This is a genomic window from Streptomyces sp. G5(2025) (assembly GCF_049542075.1).
In the GTDB taxonomy this organism is placed as follows: Bacteria; Actinomycetota; Actinomycetes; order Streptomycetales; family Streptomycetaceae; genus Streptomyces.
The window spans coordinates 2,150,918-2,163,516 of the sequence record NZ_JBMUZT010000006.1; the positions used below are offsets into that span (position 1 = coordinate 2,150,918).

Annotated in this window: 8 protein-coding genes; 4 read left to right on the forward strand and 4 right to left on the reverse strand. The window is 73.4% G+C overall.

Annotated elements, in window-relative coordinates:
- Window positions 1-136: 136 nt before the first annotated feature.
- Window positions 137-910, forward strand: a complete 774-nt coding sequence (locus tag ACOBQB_RS20600; RefSeq protein WP_423598620.1) for an SDR family oxidoreductase — start codon at window positions 137-139, stop codon at window positions 908-910.
- A 161-nt stretch (window positions 911-1,071) separates the two neighbouring features.
- Window positions 1,072-1,542 (forward strand): lamin tail domain-containing protein, encoded by a 471-nt coding sequence (locus ACOBQB_RS20605; protein ID WP_423593638.1) that lies wholly within the window; start codon window positions 1,072-1,074, stop codon window positions 1,540-1,542.
- Between the two features lie 200 nt (window positions 1,543-1,742).
- On the opposite strand, the gene ACOBQB_RS20610 is transcribed toward ACOBQB_RS20605, so the two are convergent.
- Window positions 1,743-2,069, reverse strand: a complete 327-nt coding sequence (locus ACOBQB_RS20610) for a nuclear transport factor 2 family protein (RefSeq protein WP_423593639.1) — start codon at window positions 2,067-2,069, stop codon at window positions 1,743-1,745.
- A gap of 158 nt (window positions 2,070-2,227) precedes the next feature.
- Between ACOBQB_RS20610 and ACOBQB_RS20615 the strand changes: the two genes are divergently transcribed.
- Together ACOBQB_RS20615 and ACOBQB_RS20620 are read left to right on the forward strand one after the other, a co-directional pair.
- A complete protein-coding gene (locus ACOBQB_RS20615) occupies window positions 2,228-2,770 on the forward strand; it encodes a DoxX family protein (RefSeq protein ID WP_423593640.1) in 543 nt (180 codons plus the stop codon).
- Window positions 2,771-2,874: 104 nt separating this feature from the next.
- Entirely contained in the window at window positions 2,875-3,417 is a 543-nt protein-coding gene (locus ACOBQB_RS20620) for an MOSC domain-containing protein (RefSeq protein ID WP_423598622.1), read from the forward strand.
- A 39-nt stretch (window positions 3,418-3,456) separates the two neighbouring features.
- Here ACOBQB_RS20620 and ACOBQB_RS20625 read toward each other — a convergent pair whose 3' ends face one another.
- The 3 genes from ACOBQB_RS20625 to ACOBQB_RS20635 all read right to left on the reverse strand — a co-directional run bounded on the left by ACOBQB_RS20625 (window position 3,457) and on the right by ACOBQB_RS20635 (window position 12,553).
- Window positions 3,457-4,386 carry an aminoglycoside phosphotransferase family protein gene (locus ACOBQB_RS20625; protein ID WP_423593641.1) on the reverse strand — a complete coding sequence of 310 codons (930 nt, stop codon included), beginning with the start codon at window positions 4,384-4,386 and terminating at the stop codon, window positions 3,457-3,459.
- Window positions 4,387-4,608: 222 nt separating this feature from the next.
- A complete protein-coding gene (locus ACOBQB_RS20630; protein WP_423593642.1) occupies window positions 4,609-5,055 on the reverse strand; it encodes a hypothetical protein in 447 nt (148 codons plus the stop codon).
- Between the two features lie 229 nt (window positions 5,056-5,284).
- Entirely contained in the window at window positions 5,285-12,553 is a 7,269-nt protein-coding gene (locus tag ACOBQB_RS20635; RefSeq protein WP_423593643.1) for a MupA/Atu3671 family FMN-dependent luciferase-like monooxygenase, read from the reverse strand.
- Between the last annotated feature and the right edge of the window lie 46 nt (window positions 12,554-12,599).

Below are 12,599 nucleotides of genomic sequence, written 5' to 3' on the forward strand. Positions count from 1 at the left end.
CACCGTGAAGCCCCCGGCGGACAGCACCGTGGAGCCCGTCGCCGACAGCGCCGAGGGGACCGCCCTGGAGGGCGTCGCGACGACCCGCGTGCTCGCCGAGGCGGAGAGCGTTGTGGAGACCGCCGTGGAGAAGCTCGTGGCGCCCGCCGCGCCGCACACCCCGAGGGTCGCCGTGGTGACCGGCGCCGGGTCCGGGATCGGCCGGGCCGTGGCGCTCGAACTGCTCGCCGCGGGCTGGTCCGTGGCGCTCGCGGGCCGCCGCGTGGAAGCCCTGGAGGAGACGGCCTCCCTCGCCTCCGCGCGAGGCGGCGCCACCATGTGCGTACAGACCGACGTGTCGCGTCCGGACGACGTGGCGGCGCTCTTCGCCGCCGTGCGCGAACGCTTCGGCCGCCTCGACCTGCTCTTCAACAACGCCGGTACGTTCGGCCCCGGCGGCGTCCCGGTCGAGGAGCTGCCCTACGACGCCTGGCGCCACGTCGTCGACACCAACCTCAACGGTGCGTTCCTGTGCGCCCAGGCGGCCTTCCGGCAGATGAAGGAGCAGGACCCGAGGGGCGGACGGATCATCAACAACGGGTCGATCTCGGCGCACGCCCCGCGCCCGCACTCAGTGGCGTACACGGCGACGAAGCACGCGCTGACCGGCCTGACGAAGTCCCTCTCCCTGGACGGACGCCCGTACCGCATCGCCGTCGGGCAGATCGACATCGGCAACGCCGCGACCGACATGACCGCCCGCATGCAGTCCGGCATCCTCCAGGCCAACGGCGAACTGGCGAGCGAGCCGGTGATGGACGTCTCGGACGTGGCGCGCACCGTGCGGCACATGGCGGAGCTGCCACTGGAGGCGAACGTGCAGTTCGCGACGGTGCTCGCCACCAACATGCCGTACATCGGGCGCGGTTGACGCCTCGACTGGACGCCGTACCGGCCGGGGGTGGCGCGTGGTGGCGCGGCCGGGCACGGGAGATCTCCACAAGTGGAATCGGACGTACCGCCTCAGGAGGGGTCGCCGGGCGCCGTTTGCTCGGCTCCTCTCCACGAGAACTTCACACTTGGAGCACTCCCTTGCGCATACGCACCATGGCCCCCGCGGCCCTCGCCGCCGCCGCCCTGTCGGTCTCCCTGCTCGCCGCGTCGCCCGCCTCCGCGGCGACCGCGCGCCACCAGGGCGGGCTGCACCTCGGCTACATCCAGTACGACAGCCCGGGCCGCGACACCCGCTCCAACTCCTCGCTGAACGCGGAGTGGGTGAACATCCACAACAACAGCCGCTCCGCGATCCAGCTCAAGGGCTACAAGCTGAAGGACGACACCGGCTACACCTACACCTTCGGCAGCTACAGGATCGGCGCCGGCAAGACCGTCAAGGTCCGCACCGGCAAGGGCACCAACGCCTCCGGTGTGCGCTACTGGGGCCAGGGCAACTACGTCTGGAACAACACCTCGGACAAGGCCCGCCTGGTCAAGCCGAGCGGCTCGCTCCAGGACTCCTGCTCCTGGACGCGCGGCGCCGGCGGGACCAAGAACTGCCACTGACCCGCCGAGGGGGAAGAGCGGAACGGCGCGGTGACCGGTGACGGTGAGGAGGCCGCGTATGCCTTCGCGACCGGGCGGGCGCCGTGCCGGTGGCCGTTTCACGCACGGAGGGCACCGTGCGGGCCACGCTCACCGGCGTCACCCCGCACGTCGAGGAGGCCGCGGCGGGTGTGCGGGGCGGCGGTGCCGGGCCCGGAGGGTCAGGCCTGGCCCGTCTCGAAGCGGGAGATCCTGCCCGCGTCGTCGACGTCGAAGCGCCACTTCGTGCGCATCTCGCCCCAGGTGTCGTTGCGGTAGGAGACGAGCAGCGTGCGGCCGGCGTCCGACTCCGACTCGACGTCCATATGGCCGTGGGAGGAGAAGACCTCCCGGTCGGTCCAGTCGTCGATCTCCCGCTCGGAGCCGTCGTCGGACATGGTCGCGCCGGGCGCGAGCAGCGCCTCGAAGGCGGTCTTGTCGTGGGAGTTCACCGCGGCGACGAAGGCACGGACCGCGGGGTCGCCGAGCCGGTTTACCTGAATGCTCATGGGCTCACCGTCACACCGGGCCGCGCCCCCCGCCACCGGGCGCGGCACGGCTCTCACCCGTACGGCCGCGCGGGCCGGGTGCGCGACGCCGGGCCGTCGGACGGTGGGGGGAGGAGTGGTTCCGCCACCGACGACCATCGATGACCCCGGGAGCCCTGATGACCTGTTCGTGCCTGGACCGACGTGACCTCGGGCTGCTGTTGCTGCGCGCGGGGACCGGCGGTGTGCTCGCCGCCCACGGCACCCAGAAGCTGTTCGGCTGGTTCGGCGGCGGCGGCCTTGAGGGCACGGGCGCCTTCATGGAGTCCATCGGCTACGCGCCCGGCAAGCGCAACGCCCTGACCGCGGGGCTCGCCGAGGCCGGCGGCGGCACACTCCTCGCGCTCGGCCTCGCGACCCCGGCGGCGGGCTCCGCCGCGGCGGGCGCGATGGCGGGCGCCGCCGCCGTACACGCGCCGAACGGCTTCTTCAGCCAGGGCGGCGGCTACGAATACCCGGCGTTCCTCGGCATGGTCTGCGCCGCCCTCGCCGTCACGGGGCCCGGCCGCTACTCCGTCGACCACGCGCTCGGCCACGGCCTGAACCGCGCCTGGATGGTGCCGGCGGCGCTCGCCGGCACGGCCGTCGGGGTGCTCGTGACGCTGGGCGCCAGGAAGAAGCAGGTCCGCGAGGAGAACGAGAGCGTCCCGCCCGAGGCATAGCCGTCACCCGAGTGGGTTAGGGTCACGCGGTAACGGCGTCACGGACGGCACGACGGAAGTCACGTATGGCGTCACAGAAATCATGTATGAAGAGGGGCCGCACGATGGGTGCGCGGGTCACGGCGGTCAGCAGCAACGCCACGTACTCCTTCAGCAAGCCGAACCGCGAGAGCGTCACGCTGCTCGCCGGGCTCGGCGTCGAGGGGGACGTGCACGCCGGGGAGAAGGTCAAGCACCGTTTCCGCGTGCGGAAGAACCCGGACCAGCCGAACCTGCGCCAGGTCCACCTCATCCACGAGGAACTCTTCGAGGAGCTGGCGGCGGACGGTTTCGCCGTGGCCCCGGGTGAGCTGGGCGAGAACATCACCACGAGCGGCCTCGACCTGCTCGGCCTGCCCACGGGCGCGCTGCTGCGCATCGGCGGGAGTGCCGTCGTGGAGATCACCGGCCTGCGCAACCCCTGCCGGCAGATCGACGGCTTCCGGGCCGGGCTGATGAAGAAGGTCGTCGGGCGCGACGAGAGCGGCGCCGTCACCCACCGGGCGGGCGTCATGAGCGTGGTCCGTCAGGGCGGCGAGATCCGCCCCGGCGACGCGATCGACGTCGAGCTGCCCGAGGGCCCGCACCGACCGCTGAAGACCGTCTGAGGTTCCCGCCGCCTTCCCCTGGAGCCCGGAGCCCCGCGGTTACGGCTCCCGCCCGAACCACGTCTCGGCGAGCGCGTCGGGCGTGGGCTCGGGCGGTGCGGGCAGTTCCCGCAGGTACCAGGGCAGATGGCTGTACACGTGGAGCAGCGTGTACGCGAGGAGTTGGCGCGGATCGTATGTCGTGCCGTACTCCTTCATGAAGCGCCGCAGGAGCCCCGGCTCGGCGCGGGTGACGAAGAGGCCGACGCCCACGAAGTCGTACGCCGGGTCGCCGATCATGGCGGGCTCGAAGTCGAAGAGGCCGGTGAGGCGCCATCCGTCGGCGGGGTCGACGACGAGGTGCTGGCGCATGAACTCGGTGTGCAGCAAGGAGCGCCGCCCGTCGGCGGGCAGCGCCACGGAGTCCAGGAAGCCGGGGATCTGCTCCAGCCAGCTGTCGGGCAGTCCACGCTTGCGCTGGTGGCCCACCGCGCCGGCGCGCTGACCGGCGAGGAAGGCGTCCCAGTCGCCGGGGCCGAGGACGTCGGCGAGCGGTTCGTGGTCGAGGGCGTGCAGCGCGGCGAGGGCCTGTGCGGCGTCGGTGACGATCCGCTCCCTGCCCGCCCGTGGGATGCGGGGCCAGGCGGTGGCGAGGCCTTCGCCGGGCAGGCGGGACATCAGGACGTAGCGCCAGCCGTTGACGTACGCGCCGGTGTCGTGGACCTCGGGGGTGGGGACGGGGAGCCTGCCCTGTACGTGGCCGAGCACGCGGGCCTCGGTGACGCAGTCCTGGGCGTCGAGCGCGGGAAACAGTTTGAGCACGTGGCGGTCGCCGACCGCGTAGACGGCCTGTGACCCTTCCGAGTAGCGGGTCAGGGGAGCCGCGCCGAGGCCGAGCCGCGCGCACAGATCCTCGGCCCCCGGGCGCATGATCGCGTCGTCCGGGACGACCCGGTCCCATTCCTCGTCCGTGGTCACCTCGGGCAGCATGACCGCACCGTAGTGCCGAACGGGGGGCGGCGGCGAACGGTTATTCGCCGGCGCACGGAGAACTCGGTTGCGGGCGGCGCCCCTTGGCGCGAGCAGGCGCCGCCCCGCGTGTCACGCGTCGAGACGTCGAGATGTCAAGACGTCAAGACGTCAAGACGTCAGAGCGTCAGAGCGTCAGAGCGTCAGAGCGTCAGAGCGTCAGAGCGTCAGAGCGTCAGAGCGTCAGAAGACGAACGGTCCCGGTGACTGTGCCGATGTGGCGTTGCAGGTCACGGTGATGCCGAAGACGACAATCTTCAGGGACTTCCCCACGAGGCTGTCGCCCGCGGCGACGGTGCCGGTGAGCGGGCCGGTGGACACGGGGCTGCCGGCGGGGATGGCCGGGTTGGAGTTGCCGGTGAACGCGGTGGTGCCGGAGCCGTTCTTGGTGAGGGTGAGGGTCGAGTTGACGGAGCCCGCGGCGACGTCGATGGGGGCCGTGATCGCCGAGGTGGACACCTCGATGGTGGCGCGGGTGCCGTTCTGGGCGGCGGTGAGGGTCGCCGCCCCGGAGCCGAACGATCCGCAGTCGAACGAGAGGGTGGCGGTCCGCGGCTCCACGGCACCGGCCGCGGGTGCCATCGCGAGCGCGCCGACGGCGAGTACGCCGGCGCCCAGGGCCGAGCCCATTCCTCTGCTGATTCCTCTGCTGATTCCTCCGCTGAGCATGTCGTGTCGCATGGGGGGCCTGCCTTCGTTGGCCTGGACGGTGGGGGGAGAAGCGGGCGACGCCGGTTTGTCCGTACGGAGATTGACGGAGCGTCAGGCATCCGGGTCGCCGCCCATTGAGGCACAGGCCATCAGAGGCCACAAGGCAGGCCCCCATGATCATTGACATGTCACGACCAAATTCGGCCGCTCAGTCGTCTCCCTCCGCAGCGGCGGCGACGCCTTCGGCCAGGAGATCGACGTACGCACCCGTCCACGCCTCGACCGTGGCCCGGTCCCACAGGTCGGTCGAGTACTCCAGGTAGCCGGAGAGGACGTCGCCCGTGGGGATCAGACCGAAGTTGAACTCCGAGCGCGCGCCGGGCACCGCGAGGTCCTCCACGGCCGTGGTCACACCCGGCAGCTCGATGTCCGTCTCCAGCGAGCTCTGGTACTGGAAGCCGAGCGGTAGCCGGTCGGGGACCTCGGTGCCGAGCGCCTCGCGCAGCTCCGCCGCCACCGCCCGGATCGGCGCGGCATGGTCGATGGCCCCGACCGCGCCGCGCGCCACCTGGTCCACCAGCGCCCCGAACGAGGCGGCCGCACCGCCACGGATCCGCAGCGTGAAGGACGACACCGTGCAGGCGGCGAGCGCCTCGAACTCCCGCCGCTCGCGGTTGGCGTAGGAGATGGCGAGGACGACGTCCGGCTCGCCCGTGACCCGCGCGATCAGCCGCGCGAGGGCCGCCGCCGTCACCACGAAGGGCGTCGTGCGGTGCCGCCGCGCCATGGCCTCCACGCCGGCCCGCACGTCCCGTCCCATTGTGAACAGCACGACGTCACCCGCGCCGCTCAGCTCCTTCGGGCGGGGCCGGTCCAGCGGCAGCGGCATGGCGAAGGGCGCCCCTTCCAGCTGCCGCGCCCAGTAGCCGACCAGGCGGCCCCGGTCCTGGGTGCGGCTGTGCTCCCGCTGCCAGCGCGCGTACTCGCCCGGTTGCGGCACGCTCTCCGGCAGGCCGTGCGGTGACCCGGTGACCGCCGCGCGGTACAGCGCGGCCAGTTCGCGCAGCAGGACGCTGACCGACCAGCCGTCACAGGTGGCGTGGTGCAGGACGAAGAGCAGCGCCCAGCGGTCGTGGCCGGTGCGCAAGAGGCGGAGCACGGGCGCCAGTTCGGCACGGATGCCGAAAGGCACCGCGGCCGTCTCCGCCGCGAGCCGCTCCCCCTCCGCCGCCGCCTTCGCCGCCGAGCCGAGGCGGGCGACCAGGTCCTCCTCGGGCAGCGCGACCGGCCGGGGGCGCAGCGCCTCCTGCCGCCACTCCCCGGTGACCGCGTCCTCCACGAGCCGGGTGCGCAGCGCCTCGTGGCGGGCGACCAGCCCGCTCAGCGCGGTGCGCAGGGCCGGGATGTCCAGCGCTCCCGTGAAGGTGAGGCGCATGGCCACGTTGTAGATCTGCGGGCGGGGGTGGGTCAGGTGCCGGGTGATGAAGGCGCCCTGCTGAGCGGTGACGGGGGCGCTGGCGAGCACGTCACCATCGGTGTCGGCGCCGGCTCGCAGGTACGCCGCCATCGCGTGCAGCGTGGGCTCCTCGTAGAAGCGGGCGACGGGGTACTCGACGCCGAACTCCTCCCGCACGCTGTTCGCCAGGCGGATGGCCGTGAGGGAGTGGCCGCCCAGCTCGAAGAACGAGGCGTCGGGGCCGACCGCGCCCGGGTCGAGCTCGAACTCCTCGGCCCACAGCTCCCGCAGGCGCGCCTCGATGTCCCCCGGCGCGGGGTGCGTGGGGGCGGCGGTGGGCGGCGCCTGCCGGGGACTGCCCGGACCGGCGGGCGGCGCGGTGATGAGGGCGGGGGCGGGCAGCGCGGCCCGGTCCAGCTTTCCGTTGCCGGACAGCGGCAGCGCGGGCAGGACCGCCCAGGCGCGCGGCACCAGGTGGTCGGGCAGCCGCGCGGCCAGTTCCCCGGTGAGGCGGTCGGCGAGCTCCCGGTGCGGTGTCACCGCCGTCGCACCGGCGAGCTCCCGGTGCGGTGTCGCCGCCGTCGCACCGGCGAGCTCCCGGTGCGGTGTCGCCGCCGTCGCATCGGCGAGCTCCCGGTGCGGTGTCGCCGCCGTCGCATCGGCGAGCTCCTGGTGCGGTGTCGCCGCCGCAGCCGGCACGGGTACGACGTAGGCGGCGAGCCGGGCCTCGCCCCGCTGGTCACGGCGGGGCAGGACGACCGCTTCGGCCACCCCCGGAAGGCCGCTGAGGGCCCGCGTGACCTCCTCGGGCTCGACGCGGTAGCCCCGTATCTTGACCTGGTCGTCGCCGCGGCCCCGGAACTCCAGGGCCCCCGACTCGTCCCAGCGCACCAGGTCCCCGGTGCGGTACATCGGTTCCGTACCGCCCAGCGGATCGCGGACGAACCGCTCCGCCGTCAGGTCGGGGCGGCCCAGGTAGCCGGTGGCCACGCCGGGCCCGCCGACGTACAGCTCACCGACCTCCCCGGCGAGCACCTCGCGGCCCCGCGCGTCGAGCACCCGCAGCGTGACGTTGTCGACGGGGCGGCCGATCGGGATCGGCCCGACGGGTGTGACCGGCGCGGTCGGTGCGCCGGGGGTGCCGGTGGGCTCCACCGTCTGGGCCGTGCACAGCACCGTCGTCTCGGTGGGCCCGTACACGTTCACCGTCTCGTACGGAGTGCCGGGGCGCGGCCGGGTGCGCAGCACGTCGCCGCCGAGCAGCAGGTGCCGCAGCGGCGGCTGGAGGTCGTCCGGCAGCGCGAGGACCGCCTCGCCGAGGGCGGTGGGCAGGATGGAGAGGGTGATCCGCTGGTCGGCGTACCAGCGGGCCAGGGCGGCCGGGTCCTTGCGGACCGTCTCGTCGGCGACGACGACCGTGGCGCCGGCGGTCAGCGCGGGCCAGATCTCCAGCACGGCGGCGTCGAAGCCCTGGCCGCACACGGCGGCGGAGCGGTCGTCCGCGGTGAACCCGAAGCGCTCGTGGTGCCACTGGCACAGGTCCACCACGGCCCGGTGCGGCACGGCCACGCCCTTGGGGGTGCCGGTGCTGCCGGAGGTGTAGATGGCGAGGCAGAGGGACTCGGGGCCGGGTGCGGGGAGGGCCGGGGCGCCGTCCTCTCCCGGCGCGGGCGCGGCCGCCGCGTCCACCACGACCGTGCCGGGCGGGGGCGTCGGCCGGGCGTCCGCGGGTTCGTCGCCGTCGACCACGAGGACGCGGGCGCCGCTCTCCGCCAGGATCGTCTCGGCCCTGGCCCTGCCCTGGCCGGGGTCCAGCGGCACATAGCCGTGGCCCGACTTGAGCGCGGCGAGCATGGCGACGATCAGGTCGGTGCCGCGCGGCAGCCACAGGGCGACCGGCGCGCCGCCGCCGTCCCGCCCGCGCAGGACCGTCGCGAGCCGTTCGGCGCGCTCGTCCAGCTCGCGGTAGGTCAGCGTCTCGCGGCCGCTGATCACGGCGGTGCGGTCGGGGGCCGCCTCGGCCCACCGGGCCGCCAGGGCGTGGACGGTGCTGCGGGTGCGGGGCCGGACGCGTCCGCGCCGCCACGCGTCGGGCACCGCGCCCGTTCCCGGCTCGCCGCCCACCGCTTCCGCCAGGACGTCACGGAACGTCCCGAAGAGCGCGTCGACCGTCGCCGCGTCGAACAGGTCGGTGTGGTACTCCAGGTGGCAGCGGATGCCGTCCGGCTGGTCGGTGAAGTACACGCTGAGGTCGGTCAGCGCCTTGTCGGGGCCGGAGTCGAGCGGAGTCGCCCGCACCCCCGGCAGGTCGAAGCGGAAGGGGTCGCCCGGCTCGAACTCGGCGAGCGTCTGGAAGACGGGCGTCCGGTCGAGCGCCCGTGCGGGGGCCAGCTCCCGGACGACGGCCTCGAAGGGCACGTCCGCGTGGTCGTACGCGTCCAGGGCCACCGCGCGCACCCGGTCCAGGAGTGTGCCGAAGTCCGGGTCGCCGGAGAGGTCGAGGCGCAGCGCCAGGGTGTTCACGAAGAACCCGACGACATCCTCGTACGGCGGGGTGCGGTCCGACATGGGGGTGCCGACGACGAGGTCGTCCTGACCGGTGACGCGGCCCAGCGCCGCCGCGTAACCGGCGAGCAGCGTCATGAAGAGGGTACTGCGCCGCGCACGGCTGAACTCCCGTATGCGCTGCGACAGTTCGGGCGACAGCGTGCGGAACAGCGCGCGGCCGTTCGACGTCATCACGGCGGGCCGCGGCCGGTCGGTGGGCAGGGCGAGGACCGGCAGGTCGCCGTCGAGCGCCTTCTTCCAGTACGCGAGGTCCTCCGCCGCCTTCGGGCCGCTGAGGGAGTCGAGCTGGCGGCGGGCATGGTCGGCGTAGGTATGGGTGAGGACGGGCAGGTCGGCGGCCGGGGCGCCCGGGAGGTGCGCGCGGTACAGGGCGGAGACGTCGCGGGCGAGCACGGCGGCCGACGCCGCGTCCATCACGATGTGGTGCAGGGACAGGACCAGGACGTGCCGCTCGGCGCCGAGCCGGACCAGGCGTGCGACGAACAGCGGCCCCTCCGCCAGGTCGAAGCGGCGCTCGCTCTCGGCCTTGAGGGTGTCGGCCACCGCGTCACCGCTTCCGGTGGCCGTCCCGTCGACGACCGCGAAGTCCACCTCGCCGGGCCGAAGCGTGAACTGCCGGGCCTGCCCCGCCACTTCGCGGAAGACCGTACGCAGCTGCTCGTGCCGTTCGGCCAGCGCGCGCAGGGCGGCGCGCAGGGCGTCGACGTCCAGCGGGCCTTGGAGGTCGATGGCCTTGGTCTCGTTGTACGCGGTGCGGCCGGGCAGCATCCGTTCCAGGAACCAGACGCGCTGCTGGCCGGGCGACAGGGGCGCGCCGGGGTCGGGCGACGGGGCCGGCGCGGGCGTCGGGGCCGTCGTGCAGGAGCGGCGCAGCGCGTCGAGGTGCGTCAACCCGGCACGCATCGCGGTGGGCTCCACGCCGAAGTCGACCAGCGCGACGACCTCGTCGGCGCCCGCGGCACGCACCTCCTCTACGACGGGCCGCACGCTCTCGGGGCTGCCGATCAGGGCCCGCTGGTCGCAGTAGCGGTCGTAGGCGCGGCGGAACACGACGTCGAGGTCGTCCTCCGTCATCGCCGACAGGTCGACCTGGTGGCCGAGGCTGTTGGCGACGCCTCCGAACAGGGACAGGGACGCCCGCATGTACCGGGACAGCGGCTCGCGGGCCTCGGCGCGCGCGGTCGCGTGATCGTCGGCGAGATAGGTGTGCAGGAGTACGGCGACGTGCCCCGCGTCCGGGTCCAGGCCGTGCGCGGCGCGCGTACGGCGGTAGAGGGCGATGTTCTCGCGCAGCTGCTCGACGCCCTGCGTCATGAGGTTGGTGACGATGCCCAGGTCGTGGCGGGCGGCCAGTTCGTACGAGGCCGGGTTGCCGACGACGGCCGTGTACATGGGCGGGGCGTCCTGGACGGGCCGCGGGAACAGGCGCAGGTCCTGCTCCCCGTCGCCGGTGGCGCGCCGCACGGGTTCGCCGCGCCACAACTGCCGCACCTGCGCGACTTGTTCGTACATCGTCTCCTTGTGGGTGCCGAACCGCTCGGGGAAGAAGACGAAGTCGTTGGCGTGCCAGCCACTGGCACAGCCGATGCCGATCCGGCCGCCGGAGAGGTTGTCGACCATCGACCACTCCTCGGCGACACGGATCGGGTCGTGCAGCGGCAGCACGACGGAGCCCGCGTTGATGCGGATGCGGTCGGTCTCGCGGGCGAGCGCGGCGGCGAGCACGGCCGGGTTGGGGAAGAGGCCGCCGAAGGAGTGGAAGTGCCGCTCAGGGATCCACAGGGAGTGGAAACCGTTGCGGTCGGCGAAGCGGGCGGTCTCCAGGAGGTGGTCGTACATGCCGTGCCGGGGGCTGTTCTCGTCCTGCGGGTAGTCGCCGAAGAAGTAGACGCCGAAGTCGAGGGGGCGGGGGCGGGGGCGGGGCGCCACGGGCCGGGCGGGGGCGGTGGCCGCGGTGGCGGCAGCGGCCGCGGCGCCGTTCCAGGCCAGGGCCTGCAGCTTCGGGCTCGGTTTCGCCGGGACCGGGGTGGCCGGAACCGCCTCCACCGTCGCCTTCGCCTTCGTCTTCGCTTTCGTACGCAAGAAGCCTGCGTCGCGCAGCTCCCGCAAGGAACCCTTCACCGCGTCCGCGATGAACTCGATGTCGCCGTCGGAGTGTTCGGTGGAGAGAAAGAAGTTGCGCCACTCCCACACGTGGACGCCGCGCAGCATCAGGTGGTGATAGAGGAGCTCCATGTCGGCGCGGTGCTCGAACCGGAACATCGAGCCGAAGTGGCTCACGCTCAGCGCGAACTCCTCTTCCTCGAAGAAGGAGTTGAGCGTGGCGGCCAGTTCGTCGGTGCGGGCGTTCAGCCGCTCCTGGAGGCGCGGGCTGTGCTCCTTGAGGTGGGCCAGCACGGCGCGGGCGGCGACCATCGACACGGGGTGCTGAATGTACGTTCCGCCGAAGAACGTCGTGTCGGCCGCCGGGTAACTGTCGTCCCCGTAGCTCCAGTACCCGCCGTCGATACCGTCCATGATGTCGGCGCGGCCCGCGACGGCCCCGATGGGGAAGCCGCCGCCGAGCAGCTTGCCGTAGGTGGCGAGGTCGGGGGTGACTCCGTAGAGCTCCTGGGCGCCGCGCGGGGCGGGGCGGAAGCCGGTCAGCATCTCGTCGAAGAGCAGGACGATGCCGTGCCGCGCGGTCAGCTCGCGCAGCTGTCGCACGAAGGCCGCGGGCTGGAGGGCCGGGTGGCGGCTCTGCACCGGCTCGACGACGACGGCGGCGATGTCGCCCGCCTGCCGCTCGATGACGGCGAGGCTCTCCTCGCTGCCGTAGGGCAGGACGAGCAGGTCGGCGACGGCGTTCTGCGGGACGCCCGCGGACATGGGGACGGTGGTGAGTCCCTCGCCGCCGGTGCGCGGGGAGCGGCCGAGGACGTTGTCGTTGTGCCCGTGGTAGGCGCCCTCGAAGGTGATGATCCGGGAGCGTCCCGTGGCGGCGCGGGCCAGGCGGATCGCGGCGGAGTTGGCCTCGGTGCCGGAGTTGGCGAAGGCGACGCGCTCCATGCCGGTCAGCTCGGCGAGCAGTTCCGCGGCCTCACCGGTCTCGACGTTGCGCGGGCCGAGCTGGATGCCGCGCGACAGGTGCTCGCGCACGGCCTCGGTGACGAAGGCGGGCTCGTGGCCGAAGAGCAGGACGCCGAAGCCCATGGTGATGTCGACGTAGCGGTTGCCGTCGACGTCCTCAAGCACCGAGCCGTGCGCGCGCCGCCCCGCGATGGGGTACAGCATCTCCTTCGTGCCGCTGCGGAAGCCGACCGCGGCCCGGCTGTCGGCGAGCACCCGGCGGTAGCGCTGGGCGATCCGCTTCGACGTGGGCGTCTTGGCGGTGTAGCGGCGCACCAGGTCGTCGAGGTGGGCCCGCTGGGACTCGGGCGCGCCGCCGCGGACCATGCCGGAGGAGCGGGCCACCTCCAGGCGGGGGCCGTGCTGGGCGGGGCGGGCGTCGTCCTCGGCG

Coding starts and splice junctions, on each gene's coding strand:
- ACOBQB_RS20610 (WP_423593639.1), bottom strand. CDS start 2,069: ATGAGCATTCAGGTAAACCGGCTCGGCGACCCCGCGGTCCGTGCCTTC.
- ACOBQB_RS20620 (WP_423598622.1), top strand. CDS start 2,875: ATGGGTGCGCGGGTCACGGCGGTCAGCAGCAACGCCACGTACTCCTTC.
- ACOBQB_RS20615 (WP_423593640.1), top strand. CDS start 2,228: ATGACCTGTTCGTGCCTGGACCGACGTGACCTCGGGCTGCTGTTGCTG.
- ACOBQB_RS20625 (WP_423593641.1), bottom strand. CDS start 4,386: ATGCTGCCCGAGGTGACCACGGACGAGGAATGGGACCGGGTCGTCCCG.
- ACOBQB_RS20630 (WP_423593642.1), bottom strand. CDS start 5,055: ATGGGCTCGGCCCTGGGCGCCGGCGTACTCGCCGTCGGCGCGCTCGCG.